The sequence below is a fragment of the Acidipila rosea genome, from assembly GCF_004339725.1.
In the GTDB taxonomy this organism is placed as follows: Bacteria; Acidobacteriota; Terriglobia; order Terriglobales; family Acidobacteriaceae; genus Acidipila; species Acidipila rosea.
The window spans coordinates 68463-91366 of the sequence record NZ_SMGK01000004.1; the positions used below are offsets into that span (position 1 = coordinate 68463).

Consider the following 22904-nt stretch of genomic DNA (forward strand, 5'->3'; position numbering starts at 1 on the left):
GCCAGAATTTAGTGATGTTCTGGCTTCTCCGGGGGAGGAATGTATGCCTCGGGTGCGTCGTGGCCGCGGTGGCATGTGCCACACTCCACCTTGGAAACCATCGGCATATCGGGGTCTTTGATCCGGCTGAGATATTTCTGGTTGATCTCCATGGTCATGGCTATCATGGTGCGCGCGTTGGCCTTTTGCGGGTTGGCATCGCTGGCGAAGTTGAGCTTCTTCGTTTGCTCGTCGCGGGCGTGACAGTAATTGCATTTGACCCCCAGCTGGCCAGCGTAGCCGCGCATGAGCGTGACGAGCTCTTTGGGCGGGATGTCGCGCGGCAGCACCTGGAGGTTGGTGGGTTTAGGCAGCTCATGGTGCATATCCTGCGGTGGCGTTTTCGCTTTCTGCGAGAAGGCGATAGCGGGCGTGAGCGATAGGATGGCGGCGAGCGTCACCAGGGAAGCTTTGTTCATCATTGCAAAAAAGTCTCCGTCAGCGGGTGCTGCCAAGTATACGGGTGAGCACGGCAATTGGTTACAGGGCGCGGGAAAGAAATTTGCTGTGGGGAATCACGAAGCGAGCCGGGTGATCGGCGGCCTTGCTGATGCCGATGCGCGGTGTGACCGCGATTTGCGCGGGCCGGAAACCATCATCGGCGAAGAAGAGGCTGGCGTTGGGGTCGGTGAGGTCGGAGCCGTTGCTATCTGCGCGGGTGATGGCGAGGGCCTGGCAAAGCTTGCCGGGGCCGGAGGTGAGCAGGTGAGGCCGCGATGCCGGCTGCCGGCGCAGGCGCGCCATGGTGGCGAGACCGCTGAGGGGCTCAAGCGCGCGGATGAGCACGCAGCCTGCATGGCCGGAAGGTTCGCAGGAGGCGTTGAGGCAATAGTGCATGCCGTAGATGAAGTAGACATACGCGTGTCCGGGAGGGCCGAAGAGGATGCGGTTGCGGGCAGTTTCTCCGGCATAGGCATGGGCTGCCGGATCATCGAGGCCGAAGTAGGCCTCTGTTTCGACGATGCGGCCAGTGAGTTGTTCGCCGTCAAGGATACGGACGATGAGCTTGCCGAGAAGGGCGCGCGCAACTCTATCCGGCGCGGGGAGGAAGAAATCGCGTTGGAGAGGAGTGGCCAGTGGCGTAAGTAGGGCGTGTTGATATTGAGGCTGAGGATTTTGATGATGCTCCATCCTTTCGCGATGGATTGCGAAAGGATGGGCTGACGGCATTTACTTCGTTTTGAGTTCCTTGATGGCGGCAAGAACTTCTTCGGCATGGCCTTCGGGCTTGACCTTGGGAAAGATCCTGAGCAGGGTCTGGTCGGGACCGATGACGAAGGTGGTGCGCTCGATGCCCATAACCTTCTTTCCGTACATATTCTTCTCTTTGAGGACTCCGAACTGATTGCAGACCTTCTCGTCAACATCGGCAAGCAGCGGGTAGTTGAGGTCGTACTTGGCTTTGAACTTCGCCTGCGCTTTGGGTGTGTCTCGGGAGATGCCGAGGACGACGGCTCCGGCCTTCTGGAGCTTGGTGAACGTGTCGCGGAAACCGCAGGCCTCAATGGTGCAGCCGGGCGTATCGGCCCTGGGGTAGAAGAAGAGGACAACGGGCTTGTCCTTGAAGTCGCTGAGGTGGACGGTCTTGTCCTGGTCATCCTGCAGGGTGAAATCGGCGACTTTTTCGTGTAGCTCCATGGGAGGACTCCTGTTGAATAAATGTTGCGTCTTATAGATTGTTCCTTAAGCATGAAAGCTGTGTCACGGATGGGCGGAGAATTTCGCAAAAAGTTTCATAGGGTAGCGGCCTGGGGTGTGATTTGCGCGGGATTGACTCTGTATGCGCAGCAGGACCCAGCACACACGCAGGCGAAGGGGGATACGCCTGCGCCCCTGCGGGCGACTGCGGTGCTCGAATATCTGGGCCCGTTGAGCAAGCCGACGGCAAGCAGGCTGCTGCCGATAGCGGTTTTCGATGGGGAAGGCTATCAGCCCGGCGGCCTTTACCTGGCGCAGCCCGCTCCGCTCGCGGTGGAAGCTGGAACCGAATATGAACTGGAGCAGGCTGGAACGCCCAAAGGGCTCTACGCTGTGAACGCGGCCGAGCGGCTGAACGGCAGCTGGATAGGGATCGGCCGTTGGGAGCCGCTGATTGTGCCGGCGAAACCCAGACTGCATGCTTCGCGGACGCCTCCCAAGGTGGTGAAGGAGGTGGACCCTAACCGGCCGCACTTTGCAGTAGACAAGAGCAGCCGGAATGAGCCTGCAGGCCAGACAAAGGGCGGCCAGACGACGCCGACGGATACGAGTGCGACGACGGCGAAGAGCGCGCCACCGCCGGTCGACCCAGAACGGCCAACGCTGCGGCGTCGTCCTGAGGGCAAAAAGGTGAGCAAGGAGTCAGAAGGGGCGGGTTCCCCGGTGACGTCTACCAGCGACCTTGACCCGGACCGTCCGCACCTGCGGCGTGGGGTGCCTGCGAATCTCGAAAAAATCGACCAGCCATCGAAACTTGAGGGCGATCCGGCGAATATGCAGCAGGTGGTTGCGATTTCCGATGCGAGCAAGAGCGAGCCACACGCGTGGGGCTATACGTGGGCTGATCCGGGTGATGCTAAGAAGATGCAGACAGCCATGGAACAGATTGCGCAGAAGCTGATCGCGCCGCCCGGGCCTGGACCGGCTCCAGTCTCGCAGAAGAGTACCAGGTCAACGGCAGCTCATCGGCGTAAGACTGCCGCGAAGACAGCTCCAGCGCAGCCGTTGCCAATGTTCACAAATGAAGTTTTCAGGGCCTATGAGCTCTCCTATGGCGGAGGATCGACACTGGTTTTCACGGCGCAGGTTGGCGATGGCGGGCCCGCGACGAAGTATGTGGCGCTGATCGCGCAGCCCGATTTCTACGGGAATCCGCGAGTGCTCTTCAAGCAGGTGACGCGGGGCGACCAGCTTGATGTGACCCCGAGGATGAGGCTGGTGGATGCCGCGGATACGGATGGCGATAAACAGGCGGAGTTGATCTTTGAGCTGCGGAGCAGCCGGGATCGCCAGTTTGCCATTTATCGTGTGGCCGGAGGAGTTGCGGAGCAGGCATTTGTCAGCGGATCGATGCCGTGAGGGCATTCAGATTAGCTTAAGGTCTACCGTGTAGGCTTCAAGAGTAAATGCGAAGCTTATGCAGCTAATGGACATGGATTTGGATCCCCTTGAATTCTTGACTGCCAGGCGAAGAGCATTGGTCGGTCTGGGGATTTGCCTGGCATTTTCGGCAGGCGTTCCCCTGCAAGCGCAGTCCTCTCTTCAGGGACAGATGCAGCTATCGGCCCAGGTTTCGGCCCAGACGCAGGCGGGGAGTGCTGCTCCTTCCGCTCCGCCCGTGATGATTTCGCTCGACGAGGCGATCCGCCGGGCAGAGATCAATGATCCGACCTACGCCGGCGCAGTCGCCAGTGGGAAGACGGCAGCCTACGATCGAGGGATTGCAAGATCAACACTGCTGCCCGGGGTGATTTTTCATAACCAGGCGCTCTACACCCAGCCGAATGGGCTGGTGAACCAGGGAGGGCAGACCGGAAGTCAGGCGGCTCCCATATTCATAGCCAATAATGCGGTGCACGAGTATGCAAGCCAGGCCGAGGTTACGGAGACGATAGGCCTGGCCCGGATCGCCAGTTATCAGAGGGTTGACTTTCTGGCGGCGCAGGCTGCAGCCGAGCAGGAGATTGCGCGGCGCGGATTGGTGGCGACGGTGGTCAACAGCTACTATTCGCTGCTTGCAGCGGATCAGAAGTACACGGTCACTGAGCGCGCCTATGACGAGGCTCAGAACTTCGACAAGCTGACGCGGGAGCTCGAGCAAGGCCGCGAAGTTGCCCATGCAGATGTGCTGAAGGCCGACCTGCAGATGCAGCAGCGGTCGCGCGATCGGGATGACGCCCGGCTGAATGCGGAGAGAGCGCGACTGGATCTGGCGGTGCTGTTGTTCCCTGATCCGCGTACGGCATTTGCGCTTGAGGATGGCGGAGCCCAGCCCGCTCTCCCCTCACGTGGAGACGTGGAAGCTGCAGCGCAAAAGAATAATCCTCAGCTGAGGTCGGCACTGGCGGCCGTCGGGGCCAGCCAGAAAGAAGTTGTTGCAGCCAAGGCGGGTTATCTTCCAGACGTCGGGCTGGCGGCTGTGTATGGCATCGACGCGCCTCAGTTTGCCCTCAGCGGGCCGCTTGTGCCAGGCGCCGGCCAGGCGCAGAATCTGGGTTACTCTGCCGCGGTCACGCTTGATATTCCAGTATGGGACTGGTTTGCAACCCATGACCGGGTGAAGCAAAGCGAGATTCGCAGACAGGTGGCCGTTACGCAGCTGAGCTACACGCAGAAGCGGCTCATCGCGCAGTTCGATGAACTCTACAGCGAAGCGGTTACTGCGCATGACCAACTGCAATCGCTGAGCACCAGCGTGAATACAGCGCGCGAAGGGCTGCGGCTGACGAGCTTACGCTACAAGGCCGGTGAATCGACTGCGCTGGAAGTGGTGGACGCGCAGAATCAGCTTACGTTTGCAGAAAGTGCGCGCGCCGATGGAATTGTTCGATATCGTATGGCTCTTGCCAACCTGCAGACACTGACTGGAACGCTATGAAGAACGATTGCATTGTTAAATATTTTGCCGTGGCTCTCTTGCCGATTGCGCTGGTGGCGGCGGGCTGCGCCAAGCAGGAAGCTGTTCCGGAGGCTGTGGTGAGCGTGCAGGCGGCTACCGTCGCGCCAGGCTCGATCACCGAACACGTGGAGAGCGATGCGGTGCTCTCGCCTGTGGCCCAGGCGGCGATTGCGCCGAAGATCACCGCTCCAGTGAAGAAGTTCTATGTGCAGCGCGGCGCAAAGGTGAAGGCTGGTCAACTGCTGGCGACACTGGAAAACCAGGATCTCGCAGGCGCAGCGCTCGAAGGGGAGGGCTCCTACAACTCCGCTCAAGCGGTCTACGAGACGACCACGAAGGCGCAGGTTCCCGAGCAGTACCAGCAGGCGCAGCTTGATTTGGAGCAGGCACAGGCCAACCTGAACCTGAACCAGAAGATCGTGGATAGCCGCACGCAGCTTTTCTCAGAAGGAGCGATTGCCGGCCGCGATGTGGATATGGCGAAGGCTGCATTGGTGCAGGCGCAGGCTGCCTATGATGCCGCGCAGAAGCGCCTTGAAGGAATCAAATCAGTGGGGCGAGAAGCGGCTCTCAGATCCGCGAAGGGCCAGCTGGAATCAGCACAGGGGAAGTACCAGACGGCCGAGGCCGATCTGAACTACTCGCACATCACAAGCCCGATAAGCGGCGTAGTTACGGACCGCCCGCTCTATGCAGGGGAGACGGCGGCAGCTGGCGCGCCGCTGATTACGGTGATGGATATATCGGCGCTACTGGCGAAGGTGCATCTGCCGCAGGCCCAGGCGCAGCTGCTGAGGGTGGGGGCGGATGCTTCAGTGAAGGTGCCGGGGCTGACTGCACCGGTCGACGGAAAGATCGCTCTTGTAAGTCCGGCGCTTGACCCGGGCAGCACAACGGTTGAGGTCTGGGTGCGTATCGAAAATAAGGCAGGCGAGCTGAAGCCGGGCACGCCTGTGCATGTGACGATGACCGGGCCGACGGTCAAGGATACGCTCGTCATTCCGGCGGCTGCGCTCTCAAAAGACCAGAACGGCAGAGATACGGTCATGCTGATCGGTGCGGATAGCGTGGTGCATCAGAAGCCGGTGACGGTTGGTATCCGCGATAGCGAAGAGGCGCAGATCACCGCGGGGTTGAGCAACGGGCAGCAGGTAGCCACGACGGGTGGATATGGGCTCGATGATGGTACGAAGGTGAAGGTCGTCTCCGCCGAGGAGATGGAGAAGAGCACCGAAGTGGGCAAGAAAGACAGCGGGGGCGGACTGTGAGCATGCTGCACCGCCCGGTCAATGCGCCAGAGAACAGCAAGACAGGCGATCAGTCGTTCTGGATGGTTCGCATGTCGCGGACGATCTTTTTTTTCACGATCGTGCTGGCAATTGCAGGTGCGTATTTCGCCTTCCAGGTACCGATCTCAGTTTTCCCCGATACGAATTTTCCGCGCGTGGTCATCGGCATCGACAACGGTGTGATGCCTGTCGAGCAGATGCAGGTGACGATTACCAAGCCCATTGAAGACGCCGTAAACAGCGTGCCAGGGCTACAGACGGTGCGCTCGACGACCAGTCGCGGATCGGCTGAGGTGAGCCTCTTCTTCGCCTGGAACGTGGACATGGTGACGACGCTGCAGTTGGTGGATGCGGCGCTCTCAAAGGTGGAACAGACGCTGCCGCCGACAGCGCGCATTCGTACCGACCGGTTGACGTTTGCGACATTTCCTATTCTCGGCTACAGCCTCACATCGAATACGCTCTCGCAAACGGCGCTCTGGGAGTTGGCGACCTATAACCTGAAGCCGCCGTTGAATCGCGTACTGGGCGTGAGTACGGTAACGGTGCAGGGCGGTCAGGTGCCGGAGTATCACGTTATTCCCAACACCGCGAAGCTGCTGGCGACCGGTGTCACGATCAGCGATCTGGTCAATGCGATTCAACTTTCAAATCTGGTGGACTCGCCGGGACTCTACGAGTCGAGTCACGAGCTTATTCTCGGACTGGTCGGCGCACAGGCCAAAAACGCAGCCCAGTTGGCAGGGCTTGCAGTCAAGACGACAGCTTCGGGAGTACCGGTCCATGTGGGCGATGTGGCGGAGGTGCGACGTGCACCTATGCCGGTTTATACAATTGTCACCGCAGAGGGCAAGCCTGCGGTTCTGCTGAATGTCACGCGGCAGCCTAACGGCAATACGGTCTCAGTGGCGGATGCAGTTGCTGCGAAGATTGCCCAGCTCAGGAAAACACTGCCGCCGGGTGTAACTATCAAGCCCTATTACGATCAATCGCTGTTGGTGCGTGACAGTATTAAGAGCGTACGGGATGCAATCCTGATCGGGCTGGTGCTGGCGGCTATCATCCTGGTTGTCTTTCTTCGCGACTGGACTTCGTCTCTGGTAGCGGGGCTGGTGATTCCTGTAACCGTGTCGGTTACGATTGTCTTCCTTTGGGCTACAGGGCAGAGCTTTAACCTGATGACGCTGGGCGGCCTGGCGGCAGCAGTCGGCCTGGTGATCGACGATGCCATTGTTGTGGTTGAGAATATCGTTCTCCATCGCGACAGCGGCGAGAGCCGCACGGAGGCTGTGCGGAAGGCATTCAAGGAAATAACCGTACCTTTGATCGGATCAACGATCACTCCGATCGTTGTCTTTCTTCCATTGATATCCGTGACGGGAGTGACAGGTACGTTCTTCCGTGCGCTGGCGATTACCATGACGGTTTCGCTACTGACATCGCTACTGCTGGCCTTGAGCTGGACGCCGAGTCTGAGCCTGGTACTGCTCAAGAGCAAGCGTACGACGAAGAACGGGGAGGCGCACGAGCACCATGGGCGCATTATGCAGGGCGTGCTTCGTGCTCACAAGCGGGTGCTCGAGGTTGCGCTGGCGAGGCCATTGCTGCTGGCGGCGGCTTGCCTTGTGCTGATCGGCGGCACCTATGTTGCCTTTCAATCGCTGGGTTCCGATCTGCTTCCGGCGATGGATGAGGGCGGCTTTATCGTCGACTACATCATGCCTGCAGGGAGTTCGCTCTCCGAGACGAACCGCGTAGTCAGCCATGTGGAGCGCATTCTGCTGTCGGTGCCGGAGGTCGATGGCATTTCACGACGCACAGGTCTGCAGATGGGGCTCGCCGCGGTTACGGAGGCGAATACCGGCGACATCACCGTGAAGCTGCGGAGCGACCGCAGCCGTGGCATTGACGAGATCATGAACGAGGTTCGTAACAAAGTTCACGCCTCAGAGCCCGAGCTTGATGTTGAATTCACCCAGGTGCTGCAGGACATGATCGGCGATCTTTCGAATTCGCCGGAGCCGATTCAGATCAAGTTGTTCTCACAGGACATGGCGCTGTTGACGAGACTTGGACCGCAGATCGCCGACACGATCGGCAAGATTCCCGGCGTGGTGGATGTGCAGAACGGCATCGACAATACGATCAGCGGTCCTGCCACGGATTTTCAGATCGACCCAACGGTAGCAGCGCGACTGGGATTCACCCCGGAGGAAGTTTCAGTCGACTCGACGGCCATTCTCGATGGACTGCCAACGGCCAATCCGATTATCGAAAAGGATCGCCCATATACAGTCCGCGTACGCATGGATGAGTCGCATCGCAGTTCGTTCGAGAATATTATCAACACGGTCTTCAACAGCAGTACGGGAAAGACGGCGACGCTTGGCTCGCTTGCGCATATCGTACAGTTGCCACCGCAGAACGAGATCAAGAGAGAGAATCTCCAGCAGCTGATCACCGTCACGGGGAGGCTCGAAGGCTCGAATCTGGGCGGCGCTATCGCGCAAGTGCAGAGGGCGATCAATGCGATGCATCTGCCTTCCACCGTTCGCGTAGAGTACGGCGGGACGTATCAGGAGCAGCAGAAGTCTTTCCATGAGCTGGTGCGGGTATTGCTGATCGCGCTGATGCTGGTGTTCGGCGTATTGCTGGCGGAGTTTCACAACTTTTCCGCGCCGACGGCCATCCTCACTTCTTCTGTCCTGTCCACGGCTGGCGTCGTCTTTGCGTTGCTCATTACCGGGATCACATTCAATGTCGCCTCTTTCATGGGTCTGATCATGGTTATCGGAATTGTCGCGAAGAATGGCATTTTGCTTCTCGATGCAGATCAGAAGTACCGCGCGCAGGGGATGGCGGCCAAGGGAGCGATGCTTGAAGCCGCACAGCGCAGGCTGCGGCCGATCCTGATGACTGCAATGGCTGCGGTGAGCGGCATGCTGCCGCTGGCCTTTGCGCTGGGGGCGGGTTCGCAGATGCTGCAGCCCCTGGCGATTGCGGTGATCGGAGGGCTGCTGATTTCAATGGTGCTGTCGCTGATCGTGACCCCGGCGGTGTACTACTTCCTGACTCGATCGCACGACGAGAAGATAAGTAACTTGTAGAGTTACTTATCTTCTCGCCGGATGCGCCGGTTCAGCGCACGATCAGCGACATGGCCATCGACAGTAACAGGCCCGCGATGGAGATGATGGTCTCGCAGACCGACCAGGTTTTGAAGGTGTCGGTGACGCTCAGGTTGAGGTACTCCTTGACGAGCCAGAAACCGCCATCGTTCACATGAGAAAAGACGAGTGAGCCTGCGCCGGTGGCGATGGCCAGCAGTTCAGGGTGCATGCCGGGCAGGTGCAGGGCGATGGGTGCGATGATGCCTGCCGACGTAGTCATGGCAACCGTAGCGGAGCCCGTGGCTAGACGCACCAGCGCGGCAACAGACCAGGCGAGCAGGATGATGGGCACATGAGCATGCATGGCCACATCTACGATAGCCGCAGCTACGCCACTTGCCTCGAGGATCTTGCCGAAGCCACCGCCCGCGCCGATGAGCAGGATGATGATAGCCGTGGGTGCAAGGCACTCGTTTGACCAGCGGAGAAGCGTCTCTTTGCTGAAGCCACGCATGCGGCCCAGGGTGATGAAGGCGAAGACAACTCCAATGAGTAAGGCTACGTCGGCGCTGCCGAGCAGGCGGAGTGACTGGTTGAGTGCGGAGCCAGGGCGCGAGAAAGCATCAGCCCAGCTGGCGCAGAGCATCAGGAAGACGGGTGACAGAATGGTGGCCAGGGTGATGCCGAAACCAGGCAGCCCGTGGCTCAGATCCTGGTCAAGGAACTGTGCGGCGATGGGGTTGTCAGTGTCGAGGGTGATGCGCGGGGATATCCAGCGGGCGTAGACAGGGCCCGCGAGGATGGCGGTGGGAATGCCGATGATGAGCGCGTAGAGAATGGTGCGTCCTGTATCCGCGTGAAAGGCCGCAACCGCTAGCATGGCAGCGGGATGCGGCGGGACGAGGCCGTGAACGACGGAGAGTCCGGCAGCCATGGGCAGACCCACGGCTATCAAGGATTGCCGAGTGCGGCGGGCTACAGTGTAGGCAATAGGCACCAGCAGAACGAAGCCGACATCAAAGAAGACGGGCAGGCCAACGAGGATGCCGATCAGTACCATCGCCCAGGGAATACGCTTTTCGCCGAAGACGCCGACGAGGGTATGTGCAATGCGTTCCGCTCCTCCAGACTCGGCCATCATTTTGCCGAGCATGGTGCCGAGGCCGACGATGATGGCGATGTGGCCAAGCGTATTGCCGGCACCGCTCTCGAACGCCGGAACAATGGTGTGGAGCGGCATTCTGGTGGCAAGCGCGAGAGCAAACGAGGCAAGGCAGAGCGCAAGGAACGGGTTGACCTTATAACGCGCGATAAGAACGACGAGCGCAAGGACAGAGACGACGGCTGCGGTGAGTAGATAGATGCTGTGGACAGGCATCACGCTTCCGGCTTCTTATAGGCGACGCATTCAATCTCCACTTTGCAGTCAACAACCATGCTGGAGACGACGCAGGCGCGGGCCGGAGGGTGTTCGCCGAAGTGTTCGCGGAAGACCTTGTTGAACGACTGGAAGTCGCGAGGATCGTCGAGCCAGACGCCGCAGCGGACAACGTGCTCAGGACCGTAACCGGCTTCGCGCAGGATTCCGAGCAGGTTGCGAATCGCCTGCTGGCTTTGGGTGATGATGCCGCCTTCGACTACCTCACCATTGAGCATGGGCACCTGACCTGAGACATAGAGCCAGCCGTCCGCCTCAACCGCGCGGGAAAAGGGAAGATGCTGGCCACCCGTACCTTTGCCGCCTTCCGCTCCGTAACGCTTCATTATGGGTTCTCCTGGAAGAAATAGAGTTGTAAATTCTTTACCGGTGGTGTCGAGATACGCGCTTCTTCGCGGCTTTCGCTCACGCGATAATGCTCCCGCGAGGAATGAATTTCCCTGATCGATCGCCAGTCGCGGCTCCGCGGGAATAGCTTAGCCTGCCGTTGACCCAGACGGATTCGATCCCGCCGGCGACCTGTGCTGGGTGCTCAAAGGTCGCGGTGTCGCAGATGAGCTGCGGATCAAAGAGAACGAGGTCCGCGCAGTAGCCATCGCGCACCAGTCCGCGATGAACGAGGCCAAAGCGGGCTGCAGGCAAGGATGTCATCTTGCGCACGGCCTCCTCCAGCGGAAAGAGCCCGAGGTCGCGACTGTAGCGGCCGAGGACGCGCGGAAAGGCGCCCCAAAGTCGAGGGTGCGGATGCGGGTCGAGTGGGAGGCCATCTGAGCCGATCATAGTGGCAGGGTGGCTAAGGATGGCGCGCATGTCTGATTCGGAGATGCTGTGGTAGATGGCCCCGGCGGGCTGCAGTCGCTTGGCCGCTTCAAGGTGCGAGAGTCTCCAGGCGGCGGCGATTTCCGCGAGTGTTTTGCCGGATTGCTCAGGGTGCGGAGTGGACCATGTGATGGTGATCTTCACGCGTTCGTCCACCTGGCGAAGATCGAGAGTGCTCGAGCCGGCGGCGTAGGGATAGCAGTCACAGCCGATGGTTTGACCGGTGCTGGCAGCGTCGAGCCGCGCGAGCACTTCGCCGCTGCGGCCCCAGTTGGTGATGCCAGCGCACTTGAGGTGAGAGATGACGACGGGAACGCGGCTGGAGCGTCCGATGCGGAAAGCCTCGTCCATCGCGGCGAGGATCTGCTCCGTTTCGCTGCGGAGGTGCGTTGCATAGATGGCGCCCGCAGCGGCGAGCGTCTCTGCGAGAGCGAGCACTTCTTCCGTTGTGGCGGAAAATGCCGAAAGGTAGGCAAGGCCGGTGCTCAGTCCTAATGCGCCGTGGTCGAGCGCTTCCTGCAGATCCACACGCATGGCAGCGATTTCCGCGTGGGTGGCGGTGCGGTCGAGGCGGTCCATGTGATTGTTGCGCAGGGCGGTGTGTCCGGCAAAGGCAGCGATGTTGACGGCAGGACGCGCGGCATGGACTGCCTCGACGTAGGAGGCGAAGGTGGGGTACTGAAATGTGCTGGCATCGCCGAGCAGGTTCATCGGGTCAGGCGGGTCAGAGCGCAACCGCACGGGAGCCGCTGAAATGCCGCAGTTGCCGGCGATGACGGTAGTGACGCCCTGGGACAACTTGGGCAGCATCTGCGGGGTGTGCAGGATGGCAGTATCGTCGTGGGTGTGAGAATCGATGAAACCAGGTGCGAGCGCGAGGCCGTTCGCGTCGATGATGGTATCCGCGCTCTCGGCTGGTAGCGTTCCGACGCGTTCAATCAGGCTGTCACGCAGCAGAACATCTGCAGGGCGCGGCGGTTCGCCGCTTCCATCCACCAGCAATACATTGCGGATCAGGGTCGCCGGCATGTTAAGAGCTTATAGTATTCGCAATGCAGAATATTTTGCCGCTGAATAAAGGAATTTGCTCGCTGGAGAGTCCGGCAACGGTAGAGGAGGTTGTCGCGCGTGGGTTGAACCTGCTGCGTGAGGACCTGATGTTGCCGGCTGCCGTGCTCCTGAGTAACCGCCTGGAACATAATCTGGCGTGGATGCAGCGCTTTGCGCGAGCCAGCGGCGTTCAGCTGGCTCCGCACGGCAAGACGACGATGGCCCCTGCGCTATTCGAAAAGCAGCTGAAGGCGGGAGCATGGGGAATAACTGTGGCGACGGCTCAGCAGGCTCGAGTCGCGGCAGAGTACGGGGTGCGCCGTATCCTGATGGCGAACCAGCTTGTGGGACGGCAGAATATGACCACAGTGTCGCACCTGCTGCCCGGCTGCGAGTTCTTCTGTCTGGTGGATTCGGCGGCGCAGGTGGAGTTGCTCGGGGCATTTTTTAAGGCTCAGGGGCAGCGCCTGAATGTGCTGGTAGAGTTGGGCTCCGACGGCGGGCGCGCAGGGGTGAGAAACCAGCAGCAGCTAGAAGAGGTGCTCGACGCTCTGGGACGCTGGCCCGGGAGTCTGGCGCTCTGCGGCGTGGAAGTGTATGAAGGCGTTCTCGATAACGAGGCCGCGGTGCGGCTGTTTCTCGATGAAGTGGTAGAGACGGCTCGTGAGATTGCCGTGAGCCGTGGCTTTGATCGCAGCCCTTTCCTGCTTACAGGCGCGGGCTCGGCCTGGTATGACGTGGTCGCTGAGGTCTTCGGCGCGGCAGCAAAGGGCCTGAAGGCGGAGATTATCCTGAGGCCTGGTTGCTACCTGACCCACGATGTGGGGATCTACCGGCTAGCGCAGCAGGAGATCGAGGCGCGAAGTGCCCTAGCTGCGGAACTGGCGCCGGGCCTGCAGCCTGCAATGCAACTCTGGGCCTATGTGCAGTCGATTCCTGAACCGCAGAAGGCCATCATAACTCTGGGCAAGCGTGACGCAGCCTTTGATGCCGGGCTGCCTGTTCCGACGCTGCACTGCCGCCCGGGCAATATGCAGCCTCTTCCTGCGCTCCCTGGATGGAAGCTTACCCGAATGATGGACCAGCATGCTTACCTGGCGATCGAGGAAGAGGACGACCTGCGGGTGGGCGACATGATCGGATTCGACATCTCGCACCCTTGTCTTACGTTTGACAAGTGGCGATGGATCGCGGTGGTCGACGAAAACTACAATGTAGTGGATATGGTGGAAACCTACTTCTGAGCCAGCAGAGAAGCGCGAAGTACCGCCAGCAGGGTATAAAAGCATCAGACAATGTCAGACCAACCACCAGGTCGCGACGCAATCGCGGCGTTTCTCTCGCGGGACTTCACTCTCTACTCGCTGGCGCGGCTCTCGGTTATCATCGGCGCTGAGGCGCAGGCGCTTGCGGTCGCGTGGCAGGTCTATCAGATTACCCATCGTGCGCTGGATCTGGGCTATACGGGGCTGGCGCTCTTTCTGCCCGGGTTGCTGTTCATTTTGCCCTCAGGGCATGTGGCGGACCGCTTTGATCGCAGAACGGTGATTCTCGTCTGTTACTCGCTGCAGGCGGTTTGCAGCACTCTGCTGTTGTTGTTTGCGCTACACGGAATCCACCGCGTGATGCCAATTTACAGCGTGCTATTTCTGGTAGGAACGGGCCGTGCGTTCAGCGGACCGGCCAGTTCTGCGCTTATCCCACACCTGGTTCCGAAGGAGCACTTCGTCAACGCGGTGACGTGGGGCGCGACGGTTTTCCAAATGGCCAACTTTGCAGGCCCGGCGCTGGGCGGATTGCTCTTTACGCTGCCACTCCACGGGCGGTTGTCGGGCGCGGCGCTGGTCTACTCCTTCACTCTTGTCATGCTGATGTGTTTCCTCGTGCTGGTAGGGTCGCTACACGTGCGGCCGGGGCGGATGGAGCATAAGGCGATATCAGTAGATGTGCTGCTGGCAGGATTTCGCTATGTCTGGCGGACGCGTATCCTGCTGGGCTCAATCACGCTCGACCTCTTTGCAGTGCTGCTGGGAGGTGCGGTAGCGTTGATGCCGATCTTTGCGGTAGACGTGTTGCATGCAGGGCCGCGCGGATTGGGATTGCTGCGGGCGGCCCCTGCAATCGGGGCGTTGCTGGTTTCGATGACGCTGACATGGATGCCGATCAAGCATGGGGCAGGCGCTAAGATGTTTGTCTGCGTTGGCATTTTCAGCGTGGCGACCATCGTATTCGGATTGTCGAGGAGCGTGCCTCTGTCGCTCGTGGCGCTGTTGATCGTCGGAGCGTCAGACATGGTGAGCGTGGTTATCCGGTCTTCCGTGCTGCAGTTGGCGACGCCGCCGCAGATGCGTGGCCGGGTGAGTGCCGTGAATTCGCTGTTTGTCGGCGCGTCCAATGAGTTGGGCGAATTCGAGAGTGGACTGACAGCCCAGTGGTGGGGCGCAGTGCGTGCCGTTGTCGCGGGAGGGATCGGATCCCTGGTGGTGACAGGTCTGTGGGCGGGTTTATTCCCGAGCCTGCGGAGAGCGGATGCGCTCAGTTCCGAGTCGCTGATGCAGGCGGAATTAAACGAGCGCTCCCAGGAAGTACAGAAGCGCTGATCTGCATCCTATCCTGTTGAAAGGAAGGGAAGTTACATGAAGAGCTGGCAGAAAATTGCCGTCGTTACGTTGATTGCACTTGCCGCACTTGGCGTAAGGGTGTTCTTTATCTGGAGGGAGCGCAATGCTCCGGCTGTCCAGAAGCCGCAGCCGCAGGAGCGACAGCTGACAGCGGATGAGATGGTGATTCCTCGCAAGCTGTTCATCGATGATTTGAAATCCGCAAAAGCTCTCGACGGAAAAACGGTCTGGGTACAGGCTGGCTACGAACTGGAGTATTTTCCCTATGCCGCGCACAGGGTGAATTTTGCGAAGAGCCAGGGGATGCTGCCGGGGATGCAGGCGCTGGAGATCAAGGACATGGTTCCCGAAGCGGTACCGGCAAAGATCGAGGATCGCATCCCAAAAGGGGATAAGCAGATCTTTGCCGTGTTCACAATGCCAGGCGACAAAAAGGAATATGCGACCGCGATCGGTTATGAGCAGGGCACCGACTCAAAGTATTACGCGGATGACATCTTCTACTATGACGATCCTCATACGATGTATAAACACTGGCCCGCGGACGTGTGGCAGACGGTCGATCAGCACCAGGCAAAGGTAGGGATGAACGAGTTGCAGACCGCCGCGGCGCTGGGAGTTATTCAGCAGTCTGACTCCTCGAACGTCGGCAATCGAACTGTGCACTACGATGCCGGAGGCAAGAAGTGGTCGGTGACGTTCCAGAACGATAAGGCCACGAGCGTAAAGCAGGAGTAGACCCCGGCGGGTGCATTTACAAGTTCGCAGGCAGGGAGATAAAGTTGGGGCGGCTGTGCGGCGGCAGGCTTTGGCCTCGCAGGGCTAATCAGACCTCCAAAGAGGAGCCTCCTTGCGAATCAATTTCCTGCCTGGCTTGCTTGTCTGCCTTGTCCTGTTGAGCTTCGCTCCATTGTCGCCAGCCCAAAGCACTGCCCCGGCCACCCCTGCGGATATGCCGCATATTTCGCGGCAGGATGGACGCTTTGCGCTGATGGTTGATGGCGCTCCTTATCTGGTGCTGGGCGCGCAGATGCATAACTCAAGCGCATGGGCATCCGTGTTGCCGAAGGTGTGGCCGTGGATGGAGGCGATGCACGTGAATACCGTTGCCGCTCCGGTTTACTGGGAGCAGATTGAGGCGACGGAGGGCAAGTTCGACTTTACAGAGGTCGATGCGCTGGTGAACCAGGCACGCGAGCACCATCTCCATTTGATCCTTCTCTGGTTTGGCACATGGAAGAACGGCCAGATGCGCTACACGCCCCGGTGGGTCAAGATGGATGGTTCACGCTTCCCCCGAATGAGGGACGCCCATGGCGAGCCCATCGAGGTGCTGTCAGCGAATTCCTCCAGCAATCTTGATGCGGATAAGAAGGCCTTCAGCACGCTGATGCGGCACCTGAAGCAGCTAGATGGCGATCAGCACACAGTGATCATGGTGCAGGTTGAGAATGAATCGGGCGCCATCGGCAGCGTGCGAGATTATTCTGCGATGGCGGAAAAGCAGTTCGAGGGGACGGTGCCGGAAGCGCTGCTCAAAGGGCTGCATAAAACTCCGGGAACCTGGAAGCAGGTGTTCGGCGGCGATGCCGATGAAACCTTTCAGGCCTACTCGGTTTCGCGATACATCGATGAAGTGGCCAAGGCCGGTAAGGCTGAGTATCCGCTGCCGATGTATGTGAATGTGTGGGTGAGCTATCCCATCCGCGAGCTGCCGGAGAGGCGCATTCCAACTCCCGGCATCAGTTACCCCAGCGGCGGCGCGGTGCAGTCGATGCTCAATCTTTGGAAGATGGAAACGCCTGATATCGACATCATCGGGCCGGATATCTACTCAAGCGATGGTGCTTTCTATCGGGAAATCCTTCGCACGTACAGCAGACCCGATAATCCACTGTGGATTCCGGAGACCGGCTCGGGGGATGACTTTGGCCGCTACTTCTTTACCGCGCTGGGTATGGGTGCTATCGGGTTTTCACCTTTTGGCGTGGATCGCATCGACGCAACAATCCCTCCAGGTGGCTTGCCTGGCATGCACGCAGAGAACTATGCGCTGATTGGTCCGATGGATCGGGAGATTGCCGCCTTGAACTTTGAAGGCAAATTGAAGACCGCGGTCGAAGAAGAAGGCCAGGCCGTTCAAACATTGAATTTTGGCAAGTGGCAGGCGACGATTGGTTTCGGCTATCCGCAGAGGGACGGGATGAGGCCGCCGGGAACAAAGGATTTTCACGGACGAGCACTCGTGGCGCAACTGGGGCCGGATAAGTTCCTGGTAACGGGATTCGACGCCAGCATTACGTTTCAGCTGACCAGCCCCGGCCACGAGCATATGCAGATTCTCCAGGCAGAGGAAGGCAGCTACCGCAACGGAAAGTGGCAGCCTTTGCGCATTCTGAACGGAGATGAAACGGACCGCGGGCTTAACTTCCGGCACCAGGGGAGCGTAGCGCAGATCGAGCTAGGCACATTCTGATCTGAAGGCTGAATGATCAGTGAAATCCGCCGGGCCGCATCGCCTGCGACATTTCTGACGCCATTTCAAGAGAGCTCTGCCTGCCACGGAGGAACCGGGGGCAGGCAGTTCACCTCGCCTTTGCAATTAGCCGTTCTGCGATCTTTTTCGATCCTAACCCTAATCCTGACATCGGCTTGAGTGCGCAGCGGGCCAGCTGAGGCGGCTGCACCGGGGCGACTATGCATATTTCAATCTCAATAGGTATTATGTTTCAATCCACGACCGGAGCTTTCCATCGATGACTAAACTCGCAGTATCCCTCATGATCCTGGTAGCCTCTGCTCACGCTGCTCCGGTTCACCTTAGAACAAACGCCCTTGAGAGCCCGCTGGGCATCGACACTCCGCATCCGAGCTTCTCCTGGCAGAGCGATGCAAAGACTCCGAACTGGATGCAGTCCGCCTACGAAATCCTCGTTGCAACCGATGCGAAGAACCTCGGCTCCGGCAAGGCCGACGTCTGGGACTCCGGACGCGTTCACTCCTCCGATTCGGTAAATATTGCCTATGCCGGCACTGCGATCAAGCCACAGCAACGCTATCTCTGGCAGGTCCGCGTCTGGGATAACAAGGGGCAAGAGACGACCTCTGCGCCGGCGTGGTTTGAGACCGGGCTCATGAGTGCTGGCGACTGGAAGGGCCAGTGGATCATGCGGAAAGACCCTGTTGCGGAACAGGAACTCAGGGATATTCGCTGGATATGGCTTGCGAATTCGGATCCGATGCGTGTTCCCTCAGCTACGCCTGCACACTTTCTCTACCACCTACATCTCAATGCCAAGCCGCAAGCGGCAAGCCTACATGTGCTGGTGCGTGGAAAGTTCATTGCTCACGTCAACGGCCACGTCTCGGGTCATCACGACGAATGGGGTGCGTTTGATCGCGAGGAGATAACCTCCCTGCTTCACCCCGGAGACAATGACATTGAACTGGATGTAATTTCGCATCGTGCAGATGCGCCATCCACGACGGCGCCGTCGGCTGTGGCTGCATCCATTCACATCACTCATGCGGATGGCAGGAGTGAGCGCATTGTCACGAACCAGCATTGGCTTGCCCGCTCCACCGCTGATGGCGCCTGGCAGAGCGCGGAAGCAATAGGCCCGCTCTCGATGTACTTCGGGATTGGCACGGATCGGCAGCAGGCAATTGCCGGCCCCGACCGCATCACTACGGATGCGTCGCTGCTGCGTAAGGACTTCAGCATCGACTCGCCTGTTCGCACCGCACGCCTCAGCATTACCGCGCTCGGTGCCTACCAGGCATTCATCAACGGCAAATCAGTAGCGCCCGATATGCTGCTTTCGCCGGGTTGGACGGACTTTCACAAACGCGTCCTCTACCAGACCTATGACGTTACCTCGCTGCTGAGCCACGGCGCAAACGCAATCGGAGTTCTGCTCGGAGGTGGATGGTATAGCTCGCCGATGACCTGGACTGGCTTTCGCTACACTCCTGGACCGGATCTGGTTCGTGCGCAACTAGACCTGACGCTCGCCAATGGAAGGCACCAGACCATCGTCACGGATACTAGTTGGCTTACAGCCTCAGCGCCTATTACCTTCTCAGAGATTTATGGTGGCGAGTCCTACGATGCGCGCCTTGCCCAGCATGGCTGGAGCAGGCCAGGCTTCAATGCTGCACACTGGACAGAAGCATCCGCTGGAGATCCCCCCGACAGCGGGATGGTCGTCACTGCTCAGCCAGATCTACCTATTAGTCACACAATCACGCTTCATCCCATCAGCCTGGATCCTGCAAGCTCGGCTCATCCTTTTGTTTACGATATGGGGCAGAACATGGTCGGCAATGTTCGCATCCATGTTCGTGGGCCGCGTGGAGCCGTGGTAAGGCTTCGCTATGCAGAGCGTCTCAACCCAGATGGCAGCATCTACACGGAAAATCTTCGTAATGCTGACGCGACGGATACCTACGCTCTCTCAGGAGATGGCGACGAGACATGGACACCCGCTTTCACCTTTCACGGTTTCCGTTATGTTGAGTTTTCCTATGTAGGGATGGCGCCGCCGACGGCACCTACTCTTGCGACCATCGAGGGTCTTGTCTACAACAGCCTGCCCCCTGTGCCTTCGGTACGCCTCACCAGTTCGAGTGAGACTCTCAACAAGATGAATCAGCTTGGCGCGTGGGGACAGCGGGGCAACTTTGTCTCGATCCCAACCGACTGCCCGCAGCGAGACGAGCGGCTGGGCTGGATGGGCGACGCCGGAGTTTTTTGGCGGACGGGTTCCTATAACTTCAACATCGATGCCTTTACGCACAAGTTCATGCTCGATGTTACGGACGCACAGACTCCCGCCGGTGCCTTTACCGACGTATCTCCGAATATTCTCGGACCGCAGCCCGGCGCCCCTGGCTGGGGTGATGCCGGTATCTTCATCCCTTATGCCGCATGGCTGCAGTATGGCGACGCTGCCGTGGTGGAGCGTTCATGGCCGGCAATGCAGCGATGGATGGACTTCATTCTGAAGAGCAACCCCGACTACATCCGCCGCAATGATCTTGGCAACAATTATGGGGATTGGCTTGCGCCGGACCAGAACACTCCCAAAACTCTCATCGGTACCGCCTACTGGGCGCTGATTGCGCGTGAGATGGTGGAGATGGCCAACGCGCTTCATCGGACAGCCGACGCAGATAAGTACCAGCAACAGTACGATCACATCGCAGATGCCTACCGCAAGGCATTTGTAAAAGAAGATGGAAGCGTCGCCGGCAATACGCAGACGGCGTATCTTGCCACACTGTTTACCGGTATTGCGCCGGCGTCATTGCGCGCCAGTATGGTCAATCGTCTGGCGAAGGATATAGAAGCGCATGGCAACCATCTCACAACTGGTTTCCTTGGCACTCCATTCCTCATGTTTGTGCTTGACGAGAATAACCGCTCCGACCTGGCCTTCAAACTTCTTCTGTCGGACACTTATCCGTCATGGGGTTACATGGTGAAGAAGGGCGCTACCACCTGGTGGGAGCGTTGGAATGGAGACACAGGCGATCCCTCGATGAACTCCTATAACCACTATGCCTTTGGCTCCGTGATGGCCTGGGTCTATCGCCGTGCAGCAGGTATCGATACCGATGCGGCCGGACCGGGCTTTCATCATCTCACCATCCATCCTCATTTCGACCCTGCTCTGCCGCAGCTTCATGTCGAGTATGACTCGGACTACGGCACGATTATCTCGGACTGGCAGGAGGCACAGCACCGCTTCACCATCACAATTCCAGCGAATACGACGGCCACCGTCCTGCTGCCGGCGAACAGAACCGAGACAATCGGGAGCGGGACGCATTCCTATACCATCCAGTAGCGCGGGAGAGCTCTGTGCGTCTTATAGTTGCTCGTCGACCACAGGCGCAGGAACAACAGGAAGGTGAGAACAACAGGAAGGTGATTGGTAAGACTCCATGGGTGTGGCTACTCCGGATGCGGAGTAGCCACACACGTACTTCAGCGGTCTGCCTGAAATAACTATGTTTGCCAGAGAACCACTAAAGGTTTGCAATCCGGACGGCTACACGCGACGCGAGGTGCTGGCCGCGGGAGTTAAGACAGCCATTGCGTCATGCCTGTTACCCGGTATGCCAGCAGCAGGGGCTAAGACGCGCGCACCTCTGCGCGTTATCAACATCATGAACTTTATTCGTGCCGAGGAGCCGCGCGAGAGCATCGATCTGATCCAGCCGGTACGTGAGCAGATGGCGTTGATCAAGGCACACAGGTTCCCGGCCACGTGGCTGCTGCAATACGATGCGCTGGTCGAGGGACCGTACGTCAACTTCCTCAAAGACGCAATGCCCCCGGATCATGAGCCGGGGATCTGGTTCGAGATGAACCGGAAGATCTGCGACGATGCGGGGATTCCGTGGCGTGGCAATCCAAAATGGGAGTGGGACTATCATGTGCCCATTGCCTATGCAATTGGGTACACGCCGGAAGAGCGTCGCAAGCTCGCCGATACTGCCATGGCTACCTTTCGACGTATCTTTGGCCATGATGCGAAGACGGTGGCTTCGTGGAACCTGGATGCAGTCTCGATTGCATATCTAGCCGACCACTATGGCGTCGATGCCTTTGGCAATTGCCGCGATCAGCTGGCTACGGATGGCTTCACGATCTGGGGCGGTCCCATTGCTGCATACTATCCGGGCCGGAAGAATGCATGGAGCCCTGCTCTGACGGCTCGCAATCAGATCTCGACTCCCATGTTTCGCCTGTTAGGGCAGGATCCGGTTTATTACTACGACAATCAGCTTCCTTATCCGGACACAATGGAGCCGGTATGGCCCTCCGGTCAATCGGAGACCTTTGTTGATCGCTTTCTGGAGATGACGGCGCATGCGCCAACCCAGTCTGTCGCCTATGCGCAACTAGGGCAGGAGAACAGTTTCGGCTGGCCCCAGATGAGCAAGGCTTATCCGATGCAAATGGATAAGCTCGCCCGTGCCCGTAGCGAGGGTGGACTGATCGTTGAGACGATGGGCGAAACGGGGCGCCGGTTCAAGCGCTCCTTCACGTCAACGCCGACGCAGGCGCAGGTGATGCTGAAGGATCCATTCGGCAGGGACACTGCGCCTCAGCGCAGCATCTGGTATCAAAGCAAATACTTCCGTGCCAATCTGCATTTCGTAGAGGATCAGTTTTACCTGCGGGATCTGCATGTCTATGATGACCGCTTCCCGCAGCCGTATCTTGAAGAGCCCGTGCGACAACATGGTATCGAACAGCGTCTGCTGGCCGTGCTCGACGGCTATCACTGGAGCGATGACGAAGTGCGCGCTGGCCGCAAGGGCGTACGCGCCATGGGCCAGTTTGTTCTGATCGCACCGGATGGGAGCGAGAAGCCGCTGACCATGGCTGGCTTACCGACGGTGAGTGAATCTGGTTCCATGCTGCAAGCGAGTGTGCCCCTCGCAGGCGGCGGCAGGCTCGTAGCTGTGTTTCATGAGCAGGAAACAGCGTTCAGGCTGAGAGACGCGCCGTCACACTCACGCCTTGGTCTGAAGTTTGTGTGGGCTCCGGATCGCAGTGCGCTGAAGGAGGTCTCTGCCGATCAGTTGCACTACCGCTTCAGAGATTTCAGCTATGCGGTTCGCATCGCGAATGGCGTGGCCTTGAAAACTGCCTTCGGGGTAAGCATATGCGCTGGCAAGCAGGGTGCTTTGCGGCTATGGATGGCGCAGCAAACCTGAAAGGGATCGCTCCATCATGATAGCCGACTGAATGAGGACGAATCAGAGGTTTGAAAATGGTCGGGGAGAGAGGATTTGAACCTCCGACCCCCTGGTCCCGAACCAGGTGCTCTACCAGGCTGAGCCACTCCCCGATCGTGTTGCTGAAGGAAGCTTGCGCGGCTCCCGGTCCTGGTGGGCGGGGCCAATGCTGCGCACGCTAGACTG

General features: G+C 59.1%; 16 protein-coding genes and 1 tRNA gene. 10 read left to right on the plus strand and 7 right to left on the minus strand.

Translation table 11 applies throughout. The features are described from left to right. Positions 1-8: 8 nt before the first annotated feature. Genes C7378_RS12440 through bcp form a run of 3 tightly spaced genes read right to left on the minus strand, consistent with a single transcriptional unit; the run spans position 9 to position 1677 of the window. Positions 9-461, minus strand: coding sequence for a c-type cytochrome (locus C7378_RS12440; protein ID WP_131997159.1), 453 nt, complete (start codon positions 459-461; stop codon positions 9-11). Positions 462-519: 58 nt separating this feature from the next. After that, a complete protein-coding gene (locus C7378_RS12445; RefSeq protein ID WP_243648230.1) occupies positions 520-1209 on the minus strand; it encodes a DNA-3-methyladenine glycosylase in 690 nt (229 codons plus the stop codon). After that, positions 1210-1677 (minus strand): thioredoxin-dependent thiol peroxidase, encoded by a 468-nt coding sequence (gene bcp, locus C7378_RS12450; protein WP_131997165.1) that lies wholly within the window; start codon positions 1675-1677, stop codon positions 1210-1212. It lies immediately after the preceding gene. Positions 1678-1728: 51 nt separating this feature from the next. On the opposite strand from bcp, the gene C7378_RS12455 reads away from it, so the two are divergent. From C7378_RS12455 to C7378_RS12470, 4 genes are all read left to right on the plus strand, one after another. After that, on the plus strand, positions 1729-3096 hold the full coding sequence (locus C7378_RS12455; protein ID WP_131997168.1) for a hypothetical protein: 1368 nt from the start codon (positions 1729-1731) through the stop codon (positions 3094-3096). A gap of 193 nt (positions 3097-3289) precedes the next feature. Next, complete coding sequence (locus C7378_RS12460; protein WP_243648231.1) at positions 3290-4615, plus strand: TolC family protein; 1326 nt, start codon at positions 3290-3292, stop codon at positions 4613-4615. Next, the gene (locus tag C7378_RS12465) at positions 4612-5904 is read left to right on the plus strand and encodes an efflux RND transporter periplasmic adaptor subunit (protein WP_131997174.1); all 1293 of its coding nucleotides are present in this window, start codon (positions 4612-4614) and stop codon (positions 5902-5904) included. Before C7378_RS12460 ends, C7378_RS12465 begins: the two co-directional genes overlap by 4 nt. Positions 5905-5906: 2 nt before the next feature. Continuing rightward, complete coding sequence (locus tag C7378_RS12470; RefSeq protein ID WP_131997177.1) at positions 5907-9032, plus strand: efflux RND transporter permease subunit; 3126 nt, start codon at positions 5907-5909, stop codon at positions 9030-9032. Positions 9033-9063: 31 nt separating this feature from the next. On the opposite strand, the gene C7378_RS12475 is transcribed toward C7378_RS12470, so the two are convergent. The 3 genes from C7378_RS12475 to C7378_RS12485 form a co-directional block, all read right to left on the minus strand. Beyond that, positions 9064-10413, minus strand: coding sequence for a GntT/GntP/DsdX family permease (locus tag C7378_RS12475; RefSeq protein ID WP_131997180.1), 1350 nt, complete (start codon positions 10411-10413; stop codon positions 9064-9066). After that, positions 10413-10799 (minus strand): RidA family protein, encoded by a 387-nt coding sequence (locus C7378_RS12480; protein ID WP_131997183.1) that lies wholly within the window; start codon positions 10797-10799, stop codon positions 10413-10415. Before C7378_RS12480 ends, C7378_RS12475 begins: the two co-directional genes overlap by 1 nt. A gap of 79 nt (positions 10800-10878) precedes the next feature. Next, complete coding sequence (locus C7378_RS12485; protein ID WP_131997186.1) at positions 10879-12321, minus strand: N-acyl-D-amino-acid deacylase family protein; 1443 nt, start codon at positions 12319-12321, stop codon at positions 10879-10881. A gap of 35 nt (positions 12322-12356) precedes the next feature. On the opposite strand from C7378_RS12485, the gene C7378_RS12490 reads away from it, so the two are divergent. The 6 genes from C7378_RS12490 to C7378_RS12515 all read left to right on the plus strand — a co-directional run bounded on the left by C7378_RS12490 (position 12357) and on the right by C7378_RS12515 (position 22697). Then, positions 12357-13586: an amino acid deaminase gene (locus C7378_RS12490; RefSeq protein ID WP_243648232.1), complete on the plus strand. Its 1230-nt coding sequence runs from the start codon at positions 12357-12359 to the stop codon at positions 13584-13586. A 51-nt stretch (positions 13587-13637) separates the two neighbouring features. After that, the gene (locus C7378_RS12495; protein WP_131997192.1) at positions 13638-14942 is read left to right on the plus strand and encodes an MFS transporter; all 1305 of its coding nucleotides are present in this window, start codon (positions 13638-13640) and stop codon (positions 14940-14942) included. A 36-nt stretch (positions 14943-14978) separates the two neighbouring features. Further along, positions 14979-15701 carry a hypothetical protein gene (locus C7378_RS12500; protein ID WP_131997195.1) on the plus strand — a complete coding sequence of 241 codons (723 nt, stop codon included), beginning with the start codon at positions 14979-14981 and terminating at the stop codon, positions 15699-15701. 112 nt (positions 15702-15813) lie between these two features. Further along, the gene (locus C7378_RS12505; protein WP_131997198.1) at positions 15814-17439 is read left to right on the plus strand and encodes a GH35 family beta-galactosidase; all 1626 of its coding nucleotides are present in this window, start codon (positions 15814-15816) and stop codon (positions 17437-17439) included. A gap of 280 nt (positions 17440-17719) precedes the next feature. Next, positions 17720-20815 carry an alpha-L-rhamnosidase gene (locus C7378_RS12510; RefSeq protein ID WP_131997201.1) on the plus strand — a complete coding sequence of 1032 codons (3096 nt, stop codon included), beginning with the start codon at positions 17720-17722 and terminating at the stop codon, positions 20813-20815. A 163-nt stretch (positions 20816-20978) separates the two neighbouring features. After that, positions 20979-22697 carry a hypothetical protein gene (locus tag C7378_RS12515; RefSeq protein ID WP_131997204.1) on the plus strand — a complete coding sequence of 573 codons (1719 nt, stop codon included), beginning with the start codon at positions 20979-20981 and terminating at the stop codon, positions 22695-22697. Positions 22698-22754: 57 nt separating this feature from the next. Here C7378_RS12515 and C7378_RS12520 read toward each other — a convergent pair. Beyond that, positions 22755-22831: transfer RNA gene (locus C7378_RS12520), tRNA-Pro, on the minus strand. Between the last annotated feature and the right edge of the window lie 73 nt (positions 22832-22904).

Excerpts from the sequence above, each read along its gene's own strand:
- C7378_RS12440 (WP_131997159.1), bottom strand. The coding sequence starts at position 461 with ATGATGAACAAAGCTTCCCTGGTGACGCTCGCCGCCATCCTATCGCTC.
- C7378_RS12445 (WP_243648230.1), bottom strand. The coding sequence starts at position 1,209 with ATGCCGTCAGCCCATCCTTTCGCAATCCATCGCGAAAGGATGGAGCAT.
- bcp (WP_131997165.1), bottom strand. The coding sequence starts at position 1,677 with ATGGAGCTACACGAAAAAGTCGCCGATTTCACCCTGCAGGATGACCAG.
- C7378_RS12455 (WP_131997168.1), top strand. The coding sequence starts at position 1,729 with ATGAAAGCTGTGTCACGGATGGGCGGAGAATTTCGCAAAAAGTTTCAT.
- C7378_RS12460 (WP_243648231.1), top strand. The coding sequence starts at position 3,290 with ATGCAGCTATCGGCCCAGGTTTCGGCCCAGACGCAGGCGGGGAGTGCT.
- C7378_RS12465 (WP_131997174.1), top strand. The coding sequence starts at position 4,612 with ATGAAGAACGATTGCATTGTTAAATATTTTGCCGTGGCTCTCTTGCCG.
- C7378_RS12470 (WP_131997177.1), top strand. The coding sequence starts at position 5,907 with ATGCTGCACCGCCCGGTCAATGCGCCAGAGAACAGCAAGACAGGCGAT.
- C7378_RS12475 (WP_131997180.1), bottom strand. The coding sequence starts at position 10,413 with ATGCCTGTCCACAGCATCTATCTACTCACCGCAGCCGTCGTCTCTGTC.
- C7378_RS12480 (WP_131997183.1), bottom strand. The coding sequence starts at position 10,799 with ATGAAGCGTTACGGAGCGGAAGGCGGCAAAGGTACGGGTGGCCAGCAT.
- C7378_RS12485 (WP_131997186.1), bottom strand. The coding sequence starts at position 12,321 with ATGCCGGCGACCCTGATCCGCAATGTATTGCTGGTGGATGGAAGCGGC.
- C7378_RS12495 (WP_131997192.1), top strand. The coding sequence starts at position 13,638 with ATGTCAGACCAACCACCAGGTCGCGACGCAATCGCGGCGTTTCTCTCG.
- C7378_RS12500 (WP_131997195.1), top strand. The coding sequence starts at position 14,979 with ATGAAGAGCTGGCAGAAAATTGCCGTCGTTACGTTGATTGCACTTGCC.
- C7378_RS12510 (WP_131997201.1), top strand. The coding sequence starts at position 17,720 with ATGACTAAACTCGCAGTATCCCTCATGATCCTGGTAGCCTCTGCTCAC.
- C7378_RS12515 (WP_131997204.1), top strand. The coding sequence starts at position 20,979 with ATGTTTGCCAGAGAACCACTAAAGGTTTGCAATCCGGACGGCTACACG.